The organism is Streptomyces sp. NPDC002044 (assembly GCF_040296725.1).
GTDB classification, from domain to species: Bacteria; Actinomycetota; Actinomycetes; order Streptomycetales; family Streptomycetaceae; genus Streptomyces; species Streptomyces antarcticus.
The window spans coordinates 1-20,874 of the sequence record NZ_JBEOXU010000080.1 but is presented as its reverse complement, the minus strand read 5'-3'; the positions used below and the strand labels follow the sequence as shown (position 1 = coordinate 20,874).

The 20,874-nt window shown below is 72.0% G+C and carries 19 protein-coding genes; 16 read left to right on the top strand and 3 right to left on the bottom strand.

The features are described from left to right. Positions 1–62 precede the first annotated feature (62 nt). On the top strand, positions 63–623 hold the full coding sequence (locus tag ABT106_RS20225) for an HIT family protein (protein ID WP_351279143.1): 561 nt from the start codon (positions 63–65) through the stop codon (positions 621–623). Here ABT106_RS20225 and ABT106_RS20220 read toward each other — a convergent pair. The 3 genes from ABT106_RS20220 to ABT106_RS20210 all read right to left on the bottom strand — a co-directional run bounded on the left by ABT106_RS20220 (position 620) and on the right by ABT106_RS20210 (position 5,214). Next, positions 620–1,063 (bottom strand): DnaJ family domain-containing protein, encoded by a 444-nt coding sequence (locus ABT106_RS20220; RefSeq protein ID WP_351279140.1) that lies wholly within the window; start codon positions 1,061–1,063, stop codon positions 620–622. The two genes, ABT106_RS20225 and ABT106_RS20220, sit on opposite strands and share 4 nt — an antisense overlap. Before the next feature lie 140 nt (positions 1,064–1,203). Then, complete coding sequence (locus ABT106_RS20215; protein WP_351279138.1) at positions 1,204–2,871, bottom strand: AbeC-like domain-containing protein; 1,668 nt, start codon at positions 2,869–2,871, stop codon at positions 1,204–1,206. Positions 2,872–3,000: 129 nt separating this feature from the next. Continuing rightward, a complete protein-coding gene (locus ABT106_RS20210; protein WP_351279135.1) occupies positions 3,001–5,214 on the bottom strand; it encodes an elongation factor G-like protein EF-G2 in 2,214 nt (737 codons plus the stop codon). Between the two features lie 253 nt (positions 5,215–5,467). Between ABT106_RS20210 and pgsA the strand changes: the two genes are divergently transcribed. The 15 genes from pgsA (at position 5,468) to ABT106_RS20135 (ending at position 20,778) form a co-directional block, all read left to right on the top strand. Then, positions 5,468–6,133 (top strand): phosphatidylinositol phosphate synthase, encoded by a 666-nt coding sequence (gene pgsA / locus ABT106_RS20205; RefSeq protein ID WP_351279133.1) that lies wholly within the window; start codon positions 5,468–5,470, stop codon positions 6,131–6,133. Next, complete coding sequence (locus ABT106_RS20200) at positions 6,133–7,035, top strand: phosphatidylinositol mannoside acyltransferase (protein WP_351279131.1); 903 nt, start codon at positions 6,133–6,135, stop codon at positions 7,033–7,035. Before pgsA ends, ABT106_RS20200 begins: the two co-directional genes overlap by 1 nt. Beyond that, positions 7,035–8,198, top strand: a complete 1,164-nt coding sequence (locus tag ABT106_RS20195; protein WP_351279129.1) for a glycosyltransferase family 4 protein — start codon at positions 7,035–7,037, stop codon at positions 8,196–8,198. Before ABT106_RS20200 ends, ABT106_RS20195 begins: the two co-directional genes overlap by 1 nt. Positions 8,199–8,348: 150 nt before the next feature. Continuing rightward, positions 8,349–8,891: a LemA family protein gene (locus ABT106_RS20190; protein WP_351279127.1), complete on the top strand. Its 543-nt coding sequence runs from the start codon at positions 8,349–8,351 to the stop codon at positions 8,889–8,891. Positions 8,892–9,055: 164 nt separating this feature from the next. Continuing rightward, the gene (gene pdxS, locus ABT106_RS20185) at positions 9,056–9,973 is read left to right on the top strand and encodes a pyridoxal 5'-phosphate synthase lyase subunit PdxS (protein ID WP_267722827.1); all 918 of its coding nucleotides are present in this window, start codon (positions 9,056–9,058) and stop codon (positions 9,971–9,973) included. A 6-nt stretch (positions 9,974–9,979) separates the two neighbouring features. Then, positions 9,980–10,582: a pyridoxal 5'-phosphate synthase glutaminase subunit PdxT gene (gene pdxT / locus ABT106_RS20180; RefSeq protein WP_351279124.1), complete on the top strand. Its 603-nt coding sequence runs from the start codon at positions 9,980–9,982 to the stop codon at positions 10,580–10,582. Between the two features lie 57 nt (positions 10,583–10,639). Beyond that, positions 10,640–11,392, top strand: a complete 753-nt coding sequence (locus ABT106_RS20175; protein ID WP_328297664.1) for a YebC/PmpR family DNA-binding transcriptional regulator — start codon at positions 10,640–10,642, stop codon at positions 11,390–11,392. A 137-nt stretch (positions 11,393–11,529) separates the two neighbouring features. After that, positions 11,530–12,060 carry a crossover junction endodeoxyribonuclease RuvC gene (gene ruvC / locus ABT106_RS20170; protein ID WP_351279120.1) on the top strand — a complete coding sequence of 177 codons (531 nt, stop codon included), beginning with the start codon at positions 11,530–11,532 and terminating at the stop codon, positions 12,058–12,060. Then, a complete protein-coding gene (gene ruvA, locus ABT106_RS20165; protein ID WP_351279118.1) occupies positions 12,057–12,689 on the top strand; it encodes a Holliday junction branch migration protein RuvA in 633 nt (210 codons plus the stop codon). Before ruvC ends, ruvA begins: the two co-directional genes overlap by 4 nt. A 109-nt stretch (positions 12,690–12,798) precedes the next feature. Then, the gene (gene ruvB, locus ABT106_RS20160; RefSeq protein ID WP_267722834.1) at positions 12,799–13,872 is read left to right on the top strand and encodes a Holliday junction branch migration DNA helicase RuvB; all 1,074 of its coding nucleotides are present in this window, start codon (positions 12,799–12,801) and stop codon (positions 13,870–13,872) included. Between the two features lie 165 nt (positions 13,873–14,037). Beyond that, entirely contained in the window at positions 14,038–14,514 is a 477-nt protein-coding gene (gene yajC / locus ABT106_RS20155) for a preprotein translocase subunit YajC (RefSeq protein WP_351279114.1), read from the top strand. 154 nt (positions 14,515–14,668) lie between these two features. Further along, positions 14,669–16,456: a protein translocase subunit SecD gene (secD, locus tag ABT106_RS20150; protein ID WP_351279111.1), complete on the top strand. Its 1,788-nt coding sequence runs from the start codon at positions 14,669–14,671 to the stop codon at positions 16,454–16,456. Between the two features lie 3 nt (positions 16,457–16,459). Continuing rightward, positions 16,460–17,521 carry a protein translocase subunit SecF gene (gene secF / locus ABT106_RS20145; protein ID WP_351279108.1) on the top strand — a complete coding sequence of 354 codons (1,062 nt, stop codon included), beginning with the start codon at positions 16,460–16,462 and terminating at the stop codon, positions 17,519–17,521. Next, the gene (locus tag ABT106_RS20140) at positions 17,518–18,069 is read left to right on the top strand and encodes an adenine phosphoribosyltransferase (RefSeq protein WP_351279106.1); all 552 of its coding nucleotides are present in this window, start codon (positions 17,518–17,520) and stop codon (positions 18,067–18,069) included. The genes secF and ABT106_RS20140 overlap by 4 nt, the downstream gene beginning before the upstream one ends. Before the next feature lie 222 nt (positions 18,070–18,291). Then, positions 18,292–20,778 (top strand): RelA/SpoT family protein, encoded by a 2,487-nt coding sequence (locus ABT106_RS20135; RefSeq protein WP_351279104.1) that lies wholly within the window; start codon positions 18,292–18,294, stop codon positions 20,776–20,778. Positions 20,779–20,874 lie beyond the last annotated feature (96 nt).

Genomic DNA, 20,874 nt, shown 5'->3' with positions numbered 1-20,874 from the left:
GCGGGCCCCCGGGAAGTGATCACTTTCCCGGGGGCCTTCCTCGTCCGCTCGGGCAAGGTCATATGCTGCATCCCATGACGATTGAGCCGGAGCAGCAGATCGGTGTGGGCACGCAGGACGCGTTCCAGCGACTGTGGACGCCCCACCGGATGGCCTACATCCAGGGGGAGAACAAGCCGACCGGCCCGGAGGCCGGGGACGGCTGTCCCTTCTGCGGTATTCCGGAGACGTCGGACCAGGACGGGCTGGTCGTGGCGCGGGGCCGGTACGTGTACGCCGTGCTGAACCTCTACCCGTACAACGGCGGCCACCTGATGGTCGTCCCGTACCGGCACGTCGCCGACTACACCGAGCTGGACGGGCCGGAGACGGCGGAGCTGGCCGACCTCACCAAGCGGGCGATGGTCGCGCTGCGCAAGGCGTCCGGGGCGCACGGCTTCAACATCGGCATGAACCAGGGCGCGGCCGCGGGGGCGGGCATCGCCGCGCACCTGCACCAGCACATCGTCCCGCGCTGGGGCGGCGACACGAACTTCATGCCCGTGGTCGGCCACACCAAGGTGCTGCCCCAACTCCTCGCGGACACCCGGCAGATGCTCGCCGACGCCTGGCCCGTCGACTAGGGCGTCCCGGACCCTCCCGGGCCTGCGGCCCGGCCGTCGTCCCGCTTCCGGCCCTCGCGCCAGGTGCGCAGCACGGCCTCGACGTCGAACTCCGTCAGGTTCAGCGGCGGACCCGGCGGCGGCATGCGCAGGGCCGCGCGGATCTTCTCGTTCACCGCGGTGAGGGCGGCCCGGACCTGGCGTTCGGAGCGGGCCGCGAGGGCCGCCGCCAGCGCGTCCTCGGCCTCCTTGCGGAGCGCGAGGGCCGGGGGCAGGACGGCGAAGCCCTCGCGGTGCAGCTTCCCCTTGACCCACCACAGTTCGTCGTACGGGGCGTCGAGCGAGGCGAGCGGCTTCCCGTAGCCGGGCAGGTCCTCGAAGTCACCGCGGGCGGCGGCCTCCCTGATCTGCCGGTCCACGAACGACTCGAAGCTGACGCCAGGCGGTTTGCGCTCGGTCACGGCTCGCTCCTCCGGTGTGTGCGGATGCCCTGGGACGCGCCTTCAGCGTAACCGGGCGTCCGTGCCCCGGCCGGGCCGGTCGGCGCCGGCCCCGGGGGCCAGGGCCGGGACCGGCGGCCGGGGAAGGCGCCGGGGCAGGGTTACCCGTCGTACGCGTCCGCCTTGCGCGGCGACGGTTCCTGGATCATGCCGCTCATGATCGAGGAGCGGTTGGTGAAGCGCTCGGTGTCGACGCCGTTCTCCTCCAGGACCCTGAAGGTCGCCGCGTGCACGGACCGCAGGACCGGGGCCACGGTGCGCAGGGCGTCGTCGGCCATGAAGCGGTGGCGCCACATCGAGCCGGCCCAGACGTGGCGGACGCCGAAGGGTTCCGGCAGGACCAGCTTGCCGCCGAGGTAGTCCAGGACCGGCGGGTACCACGTGAGCGGGGCGCGTACCGCGAGCCGCACCACCTCGGTGGCGTCGACCAGCGGGAGCGAGCGTTCCGCGGTCTCCCAGAAGCGGATGCTCTTGGGCACCTCCACCGTCGGGGCCTTGGCCTTCGTGGTGAACAGGCCGTTCACCGGGCCCAGGGCGTGCGCCGTCACGTCCACGCGCAGGGTCTTGTAGAGCACGGTGACGGTCACCAGCATGGTGATGACGAGCTGGCCGTCCCAGAGCGGGTACTGGATGCCGAGGTAGTGCCGATTGCCGGCGCTGAACTGCTGCTCGTTGCAGATCCGGGTGATCTCGTGCGGCTTGATCAGGAAGGTGTCGACGTTCTCGCCGCTGGGGCGGGCCACCTCGCCGGCGCCCTCGCCGACCGGGGTCACGATCCAGTGCTGGATCGCGGCGGGCGGGAACCCGCCGGTGTGCAGGGGACCGCGCTCCAGCTTGCGGAGCTGGGCGTCGATCGCGCGTATGACGTCCCAGCTGCGGAAGGGGTGGATCTCGGCGACGTCCTCCTTGGGGGCGAGCTCCTCGGCCATCTGCCAGTTGCCCCAGCGGGTGCCCATGCCCAGGATGCCCTTGGCACCCGCGTAGAAGACCGAGTTGCTGCGGTCCTCGGCGGTCAGCTTCGCCAGCTGGTGGCGCAGGTCCTCGCGGGCCTTCTCGTCCGGGTTGCCGGGTACCGCCTCGGGGATCTTGGCGGCGACCCCGCCGCCGCCCAGCAGTCCGTCCCAGCGCGCGCGCAGGTCGGCGGCGGTCGCCTCGCAGATCCGGCGGGCGAGGAACCAGCCCAGGGCCGGGGCGATGATCATGCCGCGCAGGTAGAGGCCGAGGAACCCGGTGAACGGCAGCCGGAACATCAGGATCGCCACCAGAACGGCGACACCGACCAGGAGGGCGGTGCCGATCCACGAGCCGCGCTTGTTGTCACCGGAGGTCAGTGACCTGCGGAGCTGGAAGAGGCCCAGCCACAGCAGCAGGCCGGGCAGGAACAGCACGCCGCAGACCAGCATGATCAGGCGGAGCTTGCGGTCCCGCTCCTTGCGGATCCGGGACGCGGCCAGGCAGTGCTCCACGACGGTCTGCGGATCGGCGCCGAAGGACTGGATCAGCGGCTTGCGGCCGGCGCCGAGGGTGCGCGCCTCGACGGCGCGGCAGAAAGCCTCGCCGAGGCTGGGCTCGAAGAGGGAGATCTTCGGGGGCTTGACCGTGGACGCGTGGTGCTCGCCGTTGGCGCCGAGTATGAGGTCGAGTCTGGTGTCCTTCGCGCCGTCCCGGTACGCCGCGGAGGCCAGCGCGTTGGTCGCCGCGGTCTGCCCGCCACCCCCCTGGAGGGGGATCTGCGCTCCGGGCCTGAAGTCGAATCCGTCGTCCGCCACCGCTGCCCCCATCGCTGTGCGTCGTGCCCCTGGTGCGCCGACGAGCTTATCGGCGGATTCCGCCCCATGGTCATGGGACAGGGAAATGCCGCCCACCGCAAGCGGGTTGGCTGGGCGGCCGATCCGGTGCTACACCAACTGACTTCCCTTCCCGGTCTGTTCGCGCACCTGGTCCGCGATGTGGGACGGCACGGGTTCGTGGCGCACGTAGGACCGGGCGAAGCCGCCGGTGCCGTGGGAGACGGAGCGCAGCTCGACGGCGTAGCGGCCGATCTCGATCTCGGGGACCTCGGCGCGCACGCGGGTGCGCCCCGGGCCGGCCTGCTCGGTGCCGACGACACGGCCGCGGCGGCCCGCGAGGTCGCTCATCACCGGGCCGACGTACTCGTCGGGGACGACGACGGAGAGCTCGGCGACCGGTTCGAGGAGGTCGATCCGGGCCCCGGCGGCCGCCTCGCGCAGGGCGAGCGCGCCGGCGGTCTGGAAGGCGGCGTCGGAGGAGTCCACCGAGTGCGCCTTGCCGTCGAGGAGGGTGACGCGCACGTCGACCAGCGGATGGCCGGCGGCGACCCCGCGGGCGGCCTGGGCGCGTACGCCCTTCTCCACGGACGGGATGAACTGCCGGGGCACGGACCCGCCGACGACCCGGTCGACGAACTCGACGCCGCTGCCGGGCGGGAGCGGCTCCACCTCGATCTCGCAGATCGCGAACTGGCCGTGGCCGCCGGACTGCTTCACGTGGCGCCCGCGCCCGGCGGCCCTGGCGCCGAAGGTCTCGCGCAGGCTGACCCGGTACGGGACCGGGTCGACCTGGACGCCGTACCGGGTGCGCAGCCGCTCCAGGGTGACCTCCTGGTGGGCCTCGCCCAGGCACCACAGGACGAGCTGGCGGGTGTGCGGGTTGTGTTCCAGCCGCAGGGTCGGGTCCTCGGCGACCAGCCGGGCCAGGCCCTGGGAGAGCTTGTCCTCGTCGGCCTTGCCGTGGGCCTCGACGGCGAGGGGGAGCAGCGGGTCCGGCATGGGCCAGGGCGCCATGAGGAGCGGGCGCTCCTTGGCGGAGAGGGTGTCGCCGGTCTCGGCGCGGGTCAGCTTGGCCACGCAGGCGAGGTCGCCGGCGATGCACCGGTCCAGGCTCCGCTGCTGCTTGCCGAAGGGGGAGGTGAGGGTGCCGATGCGCTCCTGGAGGTCGTGGTCCTCGTGGCCGCGGTCGGCGAGGCCGTGGCCCGAGACATGGACGGTCGCCTCGGGGCGCAGGGTGCCGGAGAAGACGCGGACGAGGGAGACCCGGCCGACGTACGGGTCGGAGGAGGTCTTGACGACCTCGGCGACGAGCGGGCCGTCGGGATCGCAGGTGACGTCCGGGCGGGCGGCGCCGTCGGGCGCGGTGACGACGAGGGCGGCCCGCTCCAGCGGGGTGGGGAAGCCGCCGGTCACGAGTTCGAGGAGTTCCACGGTGCCCAGGCCCTGGCGGGCGCCGTCGGCGGCGGGGGCGGCCATCAGGACGGGGTGGAAGGTGCCGCGCGCGACGGCGCGCTCCAGGTCGTCGACGAGGGTCCCGAGGTCGATGTCCTCGCCGCCGAGGTAGCGGTCCATGAGGCCCTCGTCCTCGCTCTCGGCGATGATCCCCTCGATCAGCCGGGAGCGGGCCGCGTCGATGAGGGCCCGCTCGGCCGGGTCCGGGTCGCGCTCGGCGCGCTCGCCGGAGGAGTAGTCGTACGCCCGCCGCGAGAGCAGGCCGAGGAGTCCGGTGACGGGGGCGTGCCCGTCGGGGCCCGCGGGGCCGTACCGGGGCAGGTAGAGCGGGATGACGGCGTCGGGGTCGTCGGCGCCGAAGGCGTCGCCGCAGACGGACGCCATCCGGCCGTAGTCGGCGCGGGCGGCCTCCAGGTGGGTGACGACGATCGCGCGGGGCATCCCGACGGCCGCGCACTCGTCCCAGACCGCGCGGGTGGCCCCGGACAGCCCCTCGGCGCCGTCCGCGGCCGAGACGACGAAGAGGGCCGCGTCCGCGGCGCGCAGACCGGCCCTGAGCTCTCCGACGAAGTCGGCGTATCCCGGAGTGTCCAGGATATTGATCTTGATTCCGTCCCAGGCGACCGGGACGAGCGACAACTGGACGGAGCGCCGGCGTCGGTGCTCGATCTCGTCGTAGTCGGAGACCGTGGCGCCGTCCTCGACCCGGCCGGCCCGGTTCACGGCTCCGGCGGTCAGGGCCAGGGCCTCGACGAGGGTGGTCTTGCCCGACCCGCTGTGGCCGACCAGCACGACGTTCCGTACGGAGGAGGGGCGGTCGGCCGTCAGTGCCCTGCCGGCGGCTCCGGATGGGTGTGATGTGGCTCCCATGGTGCTCGTGCCTCCCGATGGTGACGGTGAGGAGGGATACGGGGTCCTTCGAGCTTTGCACCGGTGTCACACCGCGTCCATACGTCGTACCGGGGGCGTACCGGTGGCGCACCGGGAGGCGGCGGAGGGATGAAGTACGGCCCCCGCGGCCCGAACCGGTGGGTGCGCGGCGTCCGGGAGGCGGCGTGCTGGCTACGATGGGCCAGCCGGTGGCCGTGGTGGCCGTGCGGCCCAGCGACCCTCCGGGAAGGCCATGCTGAACAAGTACGCGCGTGCATTCTTCACGCGTGTTCTCACGCCATTCGCCGCATTTCTGCTCCGGCGGGGGGTGAGTCCGGACGCGGTCACCCTGATCGGCACGGCCGGAGTGGCGGCGGGAGCGCTGGTCTTCTTCCCCCGGGGCGAGTTCTTCTGGGGCACGATCACGATCACCCTCTTCGTCTTCTCCGACCTCGTGGACGGGAACATGGCCCGCCAGGCCGGTGTCTCCAGCCGCTGGGGCGCCTTCCTCGACTCCACCCTCGACCGGGTCGCGGACGCGGCGATCTTCGGCGGGCTCGCGCTCTGGTACGCGGGCTCCGGGAACGACAACGCGCTCTGCGCCGTCGCGATCTTCTGCCTGGCCAGCGGCCAGGTGGTCTCCTACACCAAGGCCCGGGGCGAGTCGATCGGGCTCCCGGTCGCCGTCAACGGACTCATCGAGCGGGCCGAGCGGCTGGTCATCTCGCTGGTCGCGGCCGGGCTCTCCGGCCTGACGGTCTTCGGGGCGCCGTCGTGGATCGGCGTCCTGCTGCCGGTCGCGCTGTGGACCGTCGCCGTGGGCTCCCTCGTCACGCTGATCCAGCGGGTGGTCACCGTACGCCGCGAAGCCGCCGAGGCCGACGCCGCCGCGGCCGCCGCCGAAGGGGGCGCCGCCTGATGGGCACCGCACAGGACAAGCTGGTCGACGGGCTCTACGGGCTCGGCTGGGCCGGCGTCAAGAAACTGCCCGAACCGGCCGCGGTCGCCCTCGGCCGCCGGATCGCGGACTTCGCCTGGAAGCGCCGCGGCAAGAGCGTGCTGCGGCTGGAGTCCAACCTGGCCCGCGTGGTGCCGGACGCCGGTCCGCAGCAGCTGCGCGAGCTGTCCAAGGCCGGCATGCGCTCCTACATGCGGTACTGGATGGAATCGTTCCGGCTGCCCACCATGGATCCGAAGCGGTTCGGCACCGACGTGCTGATGAAGGACGACCACATCCTGCGCGAGGCCCTCGCCTCCGGCCGCGGGGTCGTCGTCGCCCTGCCGCACCTGGCCAACTGGGACCTCGCCGGCGCCTGGGCCACCGGCCACATCGGGGTGCCGTTCACCACGGTCGCCGAACGCCTCAAGCCCGAATCCCTCTACGACCGCTTCGTGGCCTACCGCGAGAGCCTCGGGATGGAGGTCTTGCCCCACAACGGCGGCGCCGCCTTCGGCACCCTGGCCCGACGGCTCCGCTCCGGCGGCCTGGTCTGCCTCGTCGCCGACCGGGACCTCTCCGCGTCCGGGGTCGAGGTGGACTTCTTCGGCGCCACCGCGCGCATGCCGGCCGGACCGGCGCTGCTCGCGCAGCAGACGGGCGCGGTCCTGCTCCCCGCCACCCTGTACTACGGGGACGCGCCGCAGATGTACGGGCGCATCCACCCCGAGGTGGAGGTGCCGAAGACGGGTACCCGGACCGAGAAGGCCGCCGTGATGACGCAGGCGGTCGCGGACGCCTTCGCGGGGGGCATCGCGGAACACCCGCAGGACTGGCACATGCTCCAGCGCCTGTGGCTCGACGACCTGGAGGAGCGCCCGTAGTGAAGATCGGCATCGTGTGTCCGTACTCGTGGGACGTGCCGGGCGGCGTCCAGTTCCACATCCGCGACCTGGCGGAGCACCTGATCCGTCTCGGCCACGAGGTGTCGGTACTGGCCCCGGCCGACGACGAGACCCCGCTGCCGCCGTACGTGGTCCCGGCGGGACGGGCGGTGCCGGTGCCGTACAACGGGTCGGTGGCCCGGCTGAACTTCGGCTTCCTCTCGGCGGCCCGGGTGCGCCGCTGGCTGCACGACGGCGTCTTCGACGTCCTCCACATCCACGAGCCCGCCTCGCCCTCCCTGGGACTGCTGGCCTGCTGGGCGGCGCAGGGCCCGATCGTGGCCACCTTCCACACCTCCAACCCGCGCTCGCGGGCGATGATCGCCGCGTACCCGATCCTCCAGCCGGCGCTGGAGAAGATCAGCGCCCGGATCGCGGTGAGCGAGTACGCGCGGCGCACGCTGGTGGAGCACCTCGGCGGGGACGCGGTGGTGATCCCGAACGGGGTCGACGTGGACTTCTTCGCCAAGGCCGAGCCCAAGGCCGAGTGGGGCGGGCAGACGCTCGGCTTCATCGGCCGCATCGACGAGCCCCGCAAGGGCCTGCCGGTGCTGATGGCGGCCTTCCCGAAGATCGTGGAGTCCTGCCCGGACGTACGCCTGCTGGTCGCCGGCCGCGGCGACGAGGAGGAGGCGGTCGCGTCCCTGCCCGCGGACCTGCGGGGGCGGGTGGAGTTCCTCGGCATGGTCTCGGACGAGGACAAGGCACGGCTGCTGCGCAGCGTGGACGTGTACGTCGCCCCCAACACCGGCGGCGAGAGCTTCGGCATCATCCTCGTCGAGGCCCTGTCGGCGGGCGCGGCGGTGCTGGCCTCGGACCTGGACGCCTTCGCGCAGGTCCTGGACCAGGGCGGGGCCGGAGACCTCTTCGCCAACGAGAACGCCGACGCCCTCGCGGCCGGCGCGATCACCCTCCTGCGGGACCCGGCCCGGCGCGCCGAACTGGGCGACCGCGGCTCGGCGCACGTGCGCCGCTTCGACTGGTCGACGGTCGCCGCGGACATCCTGGCCGTGTACGAGACGGTGACGGACGGCTCGGCGGCGGTGGCCGAGGACGAACGCGTCCCCCTCCGCACCCGGCTCGGCCTCTCCCGCGACGCCTGACGGCGGCGACGGTGGGCCTCTGCGGCCTCTGCGGCCTCTGCGGCCTCTGCGGCCCCGGCGGCTCCCGCGGCCACACCGGGCCCGGTGGCGCTCCGCCCGGCCCGCCTGCGCTGACCGGGGCCGGGGCGGGGGCCGGTAGAGTCGCGGCCCGTGATCGAAACCCTTGTCTGGATTGCCCTGGCGCTCGGTGTCATCGGGGTCTACCTCAGCTGGACCGCCGGCCGGCTGGACCGGCTGCACTCGCGCATGGACGCCGCGCGGGCCGCCCTCGACGCCCAGCTCGTCCGGCGTGCCTCCGTGGTGCTGGAGGTGGCCACCTCCGGCGTCCTCGACCCCGCCTCCTCCCTCGTGCTGTACGAGTCCGCGCACGCCGCCCGGCAGGCCGAGGAGGAGCACCGGGAGGTCGCCGAGAGCGAGCTCAGCCAGGCGCTGCGGGCCGTCTTCGCCGACGCCGACCAGGTGGACGTGCTCAAGGCGGCCCCGGGCGGGGCCGAGGCCACCGAGGACCTGGCGGCGGCCGTGCGCCGGGTGCCCATGGCCCGGCGGTTCCACAACGACGCCGTACGGGCCGCCCGCGCCCTGCGCAGGCACCGCAAGGTCCGCTGGTTCCGGCTGGCCGGGCACGCACCCTTCCCGCTCGCCTTCGAGATGGACGACGAGCCCCCGGCGTACCTCGCGGACCGGCCCGTCTAGAGCGGCCCCGACCGCCGGAATCCGGCCGTAGGGGGAGCGGTCCAGGGCCGCGGCGGACAAGTCGGGGAGCCACCGGCTACACATTGGCCCTTGCTGTGGACTGGTCAGTGGGGTTGTCTCGGCCGGGTAGTAGTCGCGTCTTCCCTTCCGAGTGAGGTCAACCCGTGAGCACGCTTCCCACCTCCCCCCAGTCCGCCGAGTCGGCGATCGGCACCTCCCGCGTCAAGCGCGGCATGGCCGAGCAGCTCAAGGGCGGCGTGATCATGGACGTGGTCAACGCCGAGCAGGCGAAGATCGCCGAGGACGCCGGCGCCGTGGCCGTCATGGCCCTCGAGCGGGTCCCGGCCGACATCCGCAAGGACGGCGGGGTCGCCCGCATGTCCGACCCGAACATGATCGAAGAGATCATCGAGGCCGTCTCGATCCCGGTCATGGCCAAGTCCCGCATCGGCCACTTCGTCGAGGCCCAGGTGCTCCAGTCCCTCGGCGTCGACTACATCGACGAGTCCGAGGTCCTGACCCCGGCCGACGAGGTCAACCACTCCGACAAGTGGGCGTACACCACCCCCTTCGTCTGTGGCGCCACCAACCTGGGCGAGGCCCTGCGCCGCATCGCCGAGGGCGCGGCCATGATCCGCTCCAAGGGCGAGGCCGGCACCGGCAACGTGGTCGAGGCCGTCCGTCACCTGCGCCAGATCAAGAACGAGATCGCCCGCCTGCGCGGTTACGACAACAACGAGCTCTTCGCCGCGGCCAAGGAGCTGCGCGCCCCGTACGAGCTCGTCAAGGAGGTCGCCGAGCTCGGCAAGCTCCCGGTCGTGCTGTTCTCCGCCGGTGGCGTCGCCACCCCGGCCGACGCCGCCCTGATGCGCCAGCTCGGCGCCGAGGGCGTCTTCGTCGGCTCCGGCATCTTCAAGTCGGGCGACCCCGCCAAGCGTGCCGCCGCCATCGTGAAGGCCACCACCTTCTTCGACGACCCGAAGATCATCGCGGACGCCTCCCGCAACCTGGGCGAGGCCATGGTCGGCATCAACTGCGACACCCTCCCCGAGTCCGAGCGCTACGCCAACCGCGGCTGGTAACCGGAGATGACCCCCACCCCCGGCAACCCCGTGATCGGGGTGCTCGCCCTGCAGGGCGACGTACGGGAGCACCTGATCGCCCTGGCCGCGGCGGACGCCGTGGCCAGGCCGGTCCGGCGTCCCGAGGAGCTCGCCGAGGTCGACGCCCTGGTGATCCCCGGCGGCGAGTCCACGACCATGTCCAAGCTCGCGGTGCTGTTCGGCATGCTGGAGCCGCTGCGCGAGCGCGTGCGGGCCGGGATGCCGGTCTACGGCACCTGCGCCGGCATGATCATGCTGGCGGACAAGCTCCTGGACGGCCGTGAGGACCAGGAGACGCTCGGCGGGATCGACATGATCGTCCGCCGCAACGCCTTCGGCCGCCAGAACGAGTCCTTCGAAGCGCGGATCGACTTCGCCGGCATCACCGGCGACCCGGTCGAGGGTGTCTTCATCCGCGCCCCGTGGGTAGAGTCGGTCGGCGCCTCGGCCGAGGTGCTCGCCACGTACGACGGCCACACGGTCGCGGTGCGGCAGGGGAACGTGCTCGCCACGTCCTTCCACCCGGAACTGACCGGCGACGACCGTGTTCACGCGTACTTCGTCGACATGGTGCGCGCGGGGCTGTAACGCCGTCCCGGTAGGATCTGTGGCGAACACTGTTGGTGACGCGAAGGAGACAGGCAGATGTCCGGCCACTCTAAATGGGCTACGACGAAGCACAAGAAGGCCGTGGTCGACGCCAAGCGCGGCAAGCTCTTCGCGAAGCTGATCAAGAACATCGAGGTCGCGGCCCGTATGGGCGGCGCCGACATCGACGGCAACCCGACGCTCTTCGACGCCATCCAGAAGGCCAAGAAGAGCTCGGTCCCGAACAAGAACATCGACTCCGCGGTCAAGCGCGGCGGCGGCCTCGAGGCCGGCGGCGCCGACTACGAGACGATCATGTACGAGGGCTACGGCCCGAACGGCGTCGCGGTGCTCATCGAGTGCCTCACCGACAACCGCAACCGCGCCGCGTCCGACGTCCGGGTCGCCATGACCCGCAACGGCGGCTCCATGGCCGACCCGGGTTCGGTCTCCTACCTGTTCAACCGCAAGGGCGTCGTCCTGCTCCCCAAGGGCGAACTGTCCGAGGACGACGTCCTGGAGACGGTGCTCGAGGCGGGCGCCGAGGAGGTCAACGACCTCGGCGAGAGCTTCGAGATCATCAGCGAGGCCACCGACATGGTCGCGGTCCGCACGGCGCTCCAGCAGGCCGGCATCGACTACGACTCGGCCGACTCCAACTTCCTGCCGACCATGCAGGTCGAGCTGGACGAGGAGGGCGCGCGCAAGATCTTCAAGCTCATCGACGCGCTGGAGGACAGCGACGACGTGCAGAACGTCTTCGCCAACTTCGACGTCTCCGACGAGGTCATGGAGAAGGTCGACGCGTAACGCGTCCGCCGACACCGTGCGAACGGCGGGCCGACGGGGACACACCCCGGCGGCCCGCCGTCGTGTTGTGCGCGATGTCAGTGGCGCCGGATAGCCTGCACGCACACGGACGGGCGATCGAACGGACAGGGGGCAGGGTGCGCGTACTCGGTGTGGACCCGGGGCTGACGCGGTGCGGCGTCGGCGTCGTCGAGGGTGTCGCCGGCCGTCCCCTGACCATGCGCGCGGTGGGCGTCGTACGGACGCCCGCCGACGCCGAGCTCGGCCTGCGGCTCGTCGCGATCGAGCGGGGCATCGAGGAGTGGCTCGACGCGCACCGGCCCGAAGTCGTCGCCGTGGAGCGGGTGTTCAGCCAGCACAACGTGAGCACCGTGATGGGCACCGCCCAGGCGAGCGCCGTCGCCATGCTGTGCGCCGCCCGCCGCGGCATCCCGGTCGCCCTGCACACCCCGAGCGAGGTCAAGGCCGCCGTCACCGGCAGCGGCCGCGCCGACAAGGCCCAGGTCGGCGCCATGGTCACCCGGCTGCTGCGGCTCGCCGAGCCGCCGAAACCCGCCGACGCCGCCGACGCCCTCGCCCTCGCCATCTGCCACATCTGGCGGGCCCCCGCCCAGAACCGCCTCCAGCAGGCGGTCGCCCTGCACGCCTCGAAAGGCCGTACCCGATGATCGCCTTCGTCAGCGGCCCGGTCGCCGCGCTCGCCCCCGCCCTGGCCGTGATCGAGGTCGGGGGAGTGGGCATGGCCGTGCACTGCACGCCGCACACCATCGCCGGTCTGCGCACCGGCGAGCCGGCCCGGCTGGCCACCTCCCTGGTCGTACGGGAGGACTCGCTCACCCTGTACGGATTCGCCGACGACGACGAGCGGCAGGTCTTCGAGGTGCTGCAGACCGCGAGCGGGGTCGGTCCGAGGCTGGCGCAGGCGATGCTCGGCGTGCACCGGCCGGACGCGCTGCGCACCGCCGTCTCGACGGGCGACGAGAAGGCGCTGACGGCGGTGCCGGGCATCGGCAAGAAGGGCGCCCAGAAGCTGCTGCTGGACCTCAAGGACAAGCTGGGCGCCCCGCTGGGCACCAGCGGCCTCGTCGGCGCCCAGCGGGCGGTGGCGACCGGTCCCGCGCCCTGGACCGAGCAGCTCGCCGCGGCCCTGATCGGGCTGGGGTACGCCGCGCGCGACGCGGAGGAAGCCGTCTCCGCGGTCACCCCGCAGGCCGAGGAGGCCATCGCGGCCGGCGGCCAGGCCCCCGTACCGCAGCTCCTGCGGGCGGCCCTGCAGTCCCTGAACCGGGCCCGCTAGCGGCCGGCCCGCCGCCGTCCGCGTACGGGCCCCGCAGGCGCGTTCCCCCGGCCGGCCGTAGGGGCGGCCCTCGCAGCAACCGCAGCAACCGAGAAGGCAGACTGACACCGTGAACTGGGACGACGACACCACCGCCGAGGACGAGGCACGGATCGTCGAGGCCGCCGCGGACGGCGAGGACACCGCCGTGGAGGCGGCCCTGCGGCCCAAGGACCTCGGGGAGTTCGTCGGCCAGGAGAAGGTCCGCCAGCAGCTGGACCTGGTCCTCAAGGCCGCCCGGCAGCGCGGGGCCACCGCCGACCACGTCCTGCTGTCCGGCGCGCCCGGCCTCGGCAAGACGACCCTGTCGATGATCATCGCCGCGGAGATGGGCGCTCCCATCCGCATCACCTCGGGCCCCGCGATCCAGCACGCCGGCGACCTCGCCGCGATCCTCTCCTCCCTCCAGGAGGGCGAGGTCCTCTTCCTCGACGAGATCCACCGCATGTCGCGGCCCGCCGAGGAGATGCTCTACATGGCCATGGAGGACTTCCGCGTCGACGTGATCGTCGGCAAGGGCCCCGGGGCCACCGCCATCCCCCTGGAACTGCCGCCCTTCACCCTCGTCGGCGCCACCACCCGGGCCGGCCTGCTGCCCCCGCCGCTGCGCGACCGCTTCGGCTTCACGGGCCACATGGAGTTCTACGCCCCCGAGGAACTGGAGCGCGTCATCCACCGCTCCGCCGGCCTCCTCGACGTGGAGATCGACACCGCGGGCGCCGCGGAGATCGCCGGTCGTTCCCGCGGCACCCCGCGCATCGCCAACCGCCTGCTGCGCCGGGTGCGCGACTACGCCCAGGTCCGCGCGGACGGCGTGATCAACCGCGAGGTCGCGGGCACCGCCCTCAAGGTCTACGAGGTGGACGAGCGCGGGCTCGACCGGCTCGACCGGGGCGTGCTGGAGGCCCTGCTCAAGCTCTTCGGCGGCGGTCCGGTCGGCCTGTCGACCCTGGCCGTGGCCGTGGGCGAGGAGCGGGAGACCGTCGAAGAGGTCGCGGAACCGTTCCTGGTGCGCGAGGGCCTGCTGGCGCGCACGCCCAGGGGACGGGTGGCGACGCCCGCCGCATGGGCCCACCTGGGACTCGTACCGCCGCAGCACGGCGGGAGCGGATCAAGCGGACAACAGGGCTTGTTCGGGGCCTGACGGCGCGGACGTTCGCCCCCTCAGGAACTGCGATGCCATGCTGGGCGTTGTTCCATCGGTGCGGACTCGCCTAGACTCCGCCGATGCCGACCCTCCGGGTCGACATGCCCACCCCCCGTAAAAAGGCCGCCGTCCGCGTGCGGTCGTGCGAAGGATCTCCGTCCCGTGAATCTCGTGACACTCCTCCCGTTCATCGTGCTCATCGGGGCGATGTTCCTGATGACCCGCTCCGCCAAGAAGAAGCAGCAGGCGGCCGCGCAGATGCGCAACGAAATGACGCCCGGCACCGGTGTCCGCACCATCGGCGGCATGTACGCCACGGTGAAGGAGCTCGGCGACGACACCGTCACCCTCGAGGTGGCTCCCGGCGTCCACGCCATCTACGCGAAGAACTCCATCGGCGCCGTACTGGAGGACGAGGAGTACAACCGCATCGTCCACGGCGTCGTCGCCGACGCCGAGAACGACACGCCGGTCGTCGCCGACGACGCGTCCTCGCTCACCGGGACGCCGAAGGCGGACCTCACGAAGCACGAGGACGAGGCTCCCAAGCTCGACCTCGGCAAGAAGGAGGGCCCGGTCGACGAGCCCGGCGACGAGCCCAAGGACGGCAAGGCCGACGGCGAGGCCGGCGCGAAGTAGCGCGCGGTCCGGGACCGCGGGGCGCCTGACCGGCGGCCGTCGCGGTCCCGGTCAGTGACCCACTTCTGCGGGGGGCAGGGGTCCCCACCACACATTTCGTGGCCGTCCGCGCGCTGACCCGGCGCGGGGCGGTTGGACAGGGAGAAACGACAAGGTGGCAGCACCGAAGAAGGGCCGGCGGCCCACGGGGGCTCAGGGGAGGCCGGGGCGTGCCCTGGCGATCATCCTGATCGCGATGGTGGCGCTCACCGCGGGGATGTTCGTCTCGGACCAGACGACTCCCCGGCTCGGCATCGACCTCGCCGGCGGCACGAGCATCACGCTCAAGGCCAAGAGCGAGCCCGGCAAGCCGGACGCGATCAACGAGACCAACATGAACACGGCGGTCGGCATCATCGAGCGCCGCGTCAACGGTCTCGGCGTCTCCGAGGCCGAGGTCCAGACCCAGGGCCGCGACCACATCATCGTCAACATCCCCAAGGGGATGAACGAGAAGCAGGCGCGCGAGCAGGTCGGTACCACCGCCCAGCTCTACTTCCGCCCGGTGATCGCCTTCGCGGACGGCGCCCCCGCCGCTCCCGAGGGCAGCCCGAGCCCGAGTCCCTCCGCCAGCGGCTCCGGCGCTCCCAAGGCCGAGGACGGCAACAAGTCCTCTCCGTCGGCCACCCCGTCGTCCAGCGCCACTTCCCAGGGCCGCGCGCTCAGTGAGGCCCTCAAGGCCCCGAACGCCCCCACTCCCTCGCCCTCGGCGAGCGAGTCGAAGAAGGCAGACGACACCAAGGCCCCGTCCCCCTCCGCGTCGGCCCCGCCGACCGGTGACGAGGCGGCCGCGGCCGATCTCCAGGCCCGGTTCGCCACCCTCGACTGCACCGACGAGGCGCAGCGCGCCGCCGTCGGCAAGGGCGTCAAGCCCACCGAGCCGACGCTCGCCTGCGGGCAGCGCGGCGGGGCCTGGGGCAAGTGGGTGCTCGGTCCGGCCGCCGTAGAGGGCAAGGACATCAAAAGCGCCAAGGGCGTCATCGACCCGCAGTCGGGTCAGTGGATCGTCACGATGGACTTCAACGACAAGGGCAGCGACGCGTTCGCGAAGGTCACCGGCGAGCTCTCCGCCAAGCAGCCGCCGCAGAACCAGTTCGCGATCGTGCTCGACGGCGACGTCGTCTCCGACCCGTCGGTCTCCTCCGCGATCATGGGCGGCAACGCGCAGATCTCCGGCGGCTTCACCCAGCAGTCCGCGCAGGACCTGGGCAACATGCTCTCGTACGGCGCCCTGCCGCTCTCCTTCAGCGAGGACAGCGTCACCACCGTCACCGCCGCGCTCGGCAGCGAGCAGCTGCGCGCCGGCCTCATCGCCGGTGCGATCGGCATGCTCCTCGTCGTGATCTACCTGCTGGTGTACTACCGCGGCCTGGCGTTCATCGCGATCATCAGCCTCCTGGTGTCCGCGGTCCTCACCTACACGATCATGTCGCTCCTCGGAAAGGGCATCGGCTTCGCGCTGAACCTGCCCGCCGTCTGCGGGGCGATCGTGGCCATCGGCATCACAGCGGACTCGTTCATCGTGTACTTCGAACGAATCCGCGACGAGATCCGCGAGGGCCGCACCCTGCGTCCGGCCGTCGAGCGCGCCTGGCCGCGTGCCCGGCGCACGATCCTGGTCTCCGACTTCGTGTCGTTCCTCGCCGCCGCGGTGCTCTTCATCGTCACCGTGGGCAAGGTCCAGGGCTTCGCCTTCACACTGGGTCTGACGACCCTGCTCGACGTCGTCGTGGTGTTCCTCTTCACCAAGCCCGTCATGACGCTGCTGGCGCGGACGAAGTTCTTCTCCAGCGGCCACCCGTGGTCCGGGCTGGACCCGAAGCGGCTCGGCGCCAAGCCCCCGCTGCGCCGGTCCCGCCGCACCGGTCCCGCCCCCGCCCCCGTCGACGCAAAGGAGGCGTGAGAGATGTCGAAGCTGGGAGATCTCGGCGCCAAGCTGTACCGCGGTGAGGTCGGCTACGACTTCGTCGGCAAGCGCTTTCTCTGGTACGGCGTTTCCATCCTGATCACCATCACGGCCATCGTGGCCGTGGCCGTTCAGGGCCTCAACATGGGGATCGAGTTCAAGGGCGGTGCCGTCTTCACCACCCCGAAGACCTCCGTCTCGGTCGCGAAGGCCACGGAGGACGCGGAAGCGGCCTCCGGGCACGACGCGATCGTCCAGGAGCTCGGCACCGGCGGCCTGCGGATCCAGATCTCCGGTGTGGACACCGCCGCCGCGAGCGACGTGAAGAAGCAGCTGGCCTCCGACCTCAAGGTCAACGAGGCCGACATCAACGCCGACCTGGTCGGCCCCAGCTGGGGCTCCCAGATCGCGAACAAGGCGTGGACCGGCCTCGGCATCTTCATGGTCCTCGTGGTCATCTACCTCGCCATCGCCTTCGAGTGGCGCATGGCGGTCGCGGCACTGATCGCCCTGATCCACGACCTCACGATCACGGTCGGTGTCTACGCGCTGGTCGGCTTCGAGGTCACCCCGGGTACGGTCATCGGCCTGCTGACGATCCTCGGTTACTCCCTCTACGACACCGTCGTCGTCTTCGACGGTCTCAAGGAGGGGTCGAAGGACATCACCAAGCAGACCCGCTTCACCTACAGCGAGATCGCCAACCGCAGCATCAACGGCACCCTGGTCCGCTCGATCAACACCACGGTCGTCGCGCTGCTTCCCGTCGGGGCCCTGCTGTTCATCGGCGGCGGCTTCCTGGGCGCCGGCATGCTGAACGACATCTCGCTGTCGCTGTTCGTCGGCCTCGCCGCCGGCGCGTACTCCTCGATCTTCATCGCGACCCCGCTGGTCGTCGACCTGAAGGAACGCGAGCCGGCCATGAAGGCGCTGAAGAAGCGCGTGCTCGCGAAGCGGGCGGGCGCGGCGGCCAGGGGCGAGTCCGGGGACGACGGCTACGACGCCGGCGCCGGTGACGCGCCCGAGGCCGTGGCGCCGGGCCGGCCGGGGCGTCGCCGGTGACCGCGCTGACCGAGGACGTGCGCGGGCTGCTGCTCAGCCGCATCAAGGACGTACCGGACTACCCGAAGCCCGGCGTGATGTTCAAGGACATCACCCCGCTGCTGGCGGACCCGAAGGCGTTCGCCGCGCTGACGGACGCGCTCGTGGAGCTGGCCGGGCGGTACGGCGCGACGAAGATCGTCGGACTGGAGGCGCGCGGGTTCATCCTGGCGGCCCCGGTCGCGGTGCAGGCCGGGATCGGCTTCGTACCGGTGCGCAAGGCCGGAAAGCTGCCGGGCGCGACGCTCGCGCAGTCGTACGAGCTGGAGTACGGGACCGCGGAGATCGAGGTCCACGCGGAGGACCTGTCGGCCGGTGACCGGGTCATGGTCATCGACGACGTCCTGGCCACCGGCGGCACCGCCGGGGCCTCGCTGGAGCTCATCCGGCGGGCCGGGGCGGACGTCGCGGGGGTGGCGGTCCTGATGGAGCTGTCGTTCCTGCCGGGGCGGGCCAGGCTGGCCGGCGCCCTGGACGGGGCCCCGCTGGACGCCCTGATCGTGGTCTGAGCACGCGCTCCACGAGCGGCGGGCACCCGGTTCACGCCGGGGGCCCGCCGCTTTCGTGTGCGCCGCCGCTGTCCGGCGGGGCGGATCCGGCCCCGGCGGCCCCGGGCGGAGGCTAGGCGAACGGGGTACGGGAACCCTCGCTACCATGGGATGTCCGGACCTGACCGGGGCACCGGATCCTCCCCCAGACTCCGTCCGGGGGGACCCCCGTGAGGAGCGCTCTTGCCAGACGAGGTCCAGCCAATCTCCGCCGCGCAGCCCGACCCGCAGGCCGACCCGCAGGCCGAGGCGCCCGCGGCGCCCGCCGCCGCGCCCCCGCCGGCGCCCCCGGAGACCGCGGCCAAGCCCGCGCCGGCCGTGAAGCCCGCTCCGGCCCCGGCGGTCAAGCCCGCGCCGGGCAAGTCGGCCGGGTCCTCCAACCGGGTGCGGGCCCGGCTCGCCCGCCTCGGCGTGCAGCGCTCCAACCCGTACAACCCGGTACTGGAACCGCTCCTGCGCATCGTTCGCGGCAACGACCCGAAGATCGAGACGTCGACGCTGCGCCAGCTCGAACAGGCGTACCAGGTCGCCGAGCGCTGGCACCGCGGCCAGAAGCGCAAGAGCGGCGACCCGTACATCACGCACCCGCTCGCCGTGACGACCATCCTCGCCGAGCTCGGCATGGACCCCGCCACCCTGATGGCCGGCCTGCTCCACGACACCGTCGAGGACACCGAGTACGGCCTGGAGGACCTGCGCCGCGACTTCGGCGACGCCGTGGCCCTGCTCGTCGACGGCGTCACCAAGCTCGACCGGGTCAAGTTCGGCGAGGCCGCGCAGGCCGAGACCGTCCGCAAGATGGTCGTCGCGATGGCCAAGGACCCGCGCGTCCTGGTCATCAAGCTCGCCGACCGCCTGCACAACATGCGCACCATGCGCTACCTCAAGCGGGAGAAGCAGGAGAAGAAGGCCCGCGAGACCCTTGAGATCTACGCCCCGCTGGCGCACCGGCTGGGCATGAACACCATCAAGTGGGAGCTGGAGGACCTCGCCTTCGCGATCCTCTACCCCAAGATGTACGACGAGATCGTCCGGCTGGTCGCCGAGCGCGCGCCCAAGCGGGACGAGTACCTCGCCGTCGTCACGGACGAGGTGCAGACCGACCTGCGGGCGGCCCGGATCAAGGCCACCGTCACCGGCCGGCCCAAGCACTACTACAGCGTCTACCAGAAGATGATCGTCCGGGGCCGCGACTTCGCGGAGATCTACGACCTGGTCGGCATCCGCGTCCTCGTGGACACCGTCCGGGACTGCTACGCCGCCCTCGGCACGGTGCACGCGCGATGGAACCCGGTCCCCGGCCGGTTCAAGGACTACATCGCGATGCCCAAGTTCAACATGTACCAGTCGCTCCACACGACGGTCATCGGGCCCAGCGGCAAGCCGGTCGAGCTCCAGATCCGCACCTTCGACATGCACCGCCGGGCCGAGTACGGCATCGCCGCGCACTGGAAGTACAAGCAGCAGACCGTCGCCGGCACCTCCAAGGTGCGCACCGACGTCCCCCAGGCCGCCAAGGGCAGCGCCGGCCAGGACACCGTCAACGACATGGCCTGGCTGCGCCAGCTCCTGGACTGGCAGAAGGAGACCGAGGACCCCGGCGAGTTCCTCGACTCGCTGCGCTTCGACCTCTCCCGCAACGAGGTCTTCGTCTTCACGCCCAAGGGCGACGTCATAGCGCTCCCGGCCGGCGCCACCCCCGTGGACTTCGCGTACGCGGTCCACACGGAGGTCGGCCACCGGACGATAGGGGCCAGGGTCAACGGCCGCCTGGTGCCGCTGGAGTCCACGCTCGACAACGGCGACCTGGTCGAGGTCTTCACCTCCAAGGCCGAGGGAGCCGGCCCGTCACGGGACTGGCTGGGCTTCGTCAAGTCCCCGCGGGCCCGCAACAAGATCCGCGGCTGGTTCTCCAAGGAGCGCCGCGACGAGGCCATCGAGCAGGGCAAGGACGCCATCGCGCGGGCCATGCGCAAGCAGAACCTGCCGATCCAGCGGATCCTGACCGGTGACTCGCTGGTCACCCTCGCGCACGAGATGCGCTACCCCGACATCTCCTCCCTGTACGCGGCGATCGGCGAGGGCCACGTGGCCGCGCAGGGCGTCGTACAGAAGCTCGTCCAGGCCCTCGGCGGCGAGGAGGCGGCCAACGAGGACATCGAGGAGAGCATCCCGCCCGCCCGCGGCCGCAGCAACCGGCGCAAGAACGCCGACCCGGGCGTCGTCGTCAAGGGCGTCGACGACGTGTGGGTCAAGCTGGCCCGCTGCTGCACCCCGGTACCGGGCGACCCGATCGTCGGCTTCGTCACGCGTGGCAGCGGCGTATCGGTTCACCGCGCGGACTGCGTCAACGTGGACTCCCTCTCCCAGGAGCCCGAGCGCATGCTGGAGGTCGAGTGGGCGCCCACCCAGTCCTCGGTCTTCCTGGTCGCCATCCAGGTCGAGGCGCTGGACCGGTCCAGGCTGCTGTCGGACGTCACCCGCGTCCTGTCCGACCAGCACGTCAACATCCTCTCGGCGGCCGTGCAGACCTCCCGCGACCGGGTGGCCACCTCGCGGTTCACCTTCGAGATGGGCGACCCCAAGCACCTCGGACACGTCCTGAAGGCCGTCCGGGGCGTGGAGGGCGTCTACGACGTCTACCGCGTGACCTCGGCCCGCAGGCCGTAGCGGCCGGGACACGACGCGACGGTGGGCGCGTCCAGGACCACCGTCGGGCTGCGCCGCACGACCTCCATCCGGCCCGGCGACGTCACCGCGGCGAAG

Excerpts from the sequence above, each read along its gene's own strand:
- ABT106_RS20175 (WP_328297664.1), top strand. The coding sequence starts at position 10,640 with ATGTCCGGCCACTCTAAATGGGCTACGACGAAGCACAAGAAGGCCGTG.
- ABT106_RS20200 (WP_351279131.1), top strand. The coding sequence starts at position 6,133 with ATGGGCACCGCACAGGACAAGCTGGTCGACGGGCTCTACGGGCTCGGC.
- secF (WP_351279108.1), top strand. The coding sequence starts at position 16,460 with ATGTCGAAGCTGGGAGATCTCGGCGCCAAGCTGTACCGCGGTGAGGTC.
- ABT106_RS20210 (WP_351279135.1), bottom strand. The coding sequence starts at position 5,214 with ATGGGAGCCACATCACACCCATCCGGAGCCGCCGGCAGGGCACTGACG.
- pdxT (WP_351279124.1), top strand. The coding sequence starts at position 9,980 with ATGACCCCCACCCCCGGCAACCCCGTGATCGGGGTGCTCGCCCTGCAG.
- pgsA (WP_351279133.1), top strand. The coding sequence starts at position 5,468 with ATGCTGAACAAGTACGCGCGTGCATTCTTCACGCGTGTTCTCACGCCA.
- ABT106_RS20225 (WP_351279143.1), top strand. The coding sequence starts at position 63 with ATGCTGCATCCCATGACGATTGAGCCGGAGCAGCAGATCGGTGTGGGC.
- ruvA (WP_351279118.1), top strand. The coding sequence starts at position 12,057 with ATGATCGCCTTCGTCAGCGGCCCGGTCGCCGCGCTCGCCCCCGCCCTG.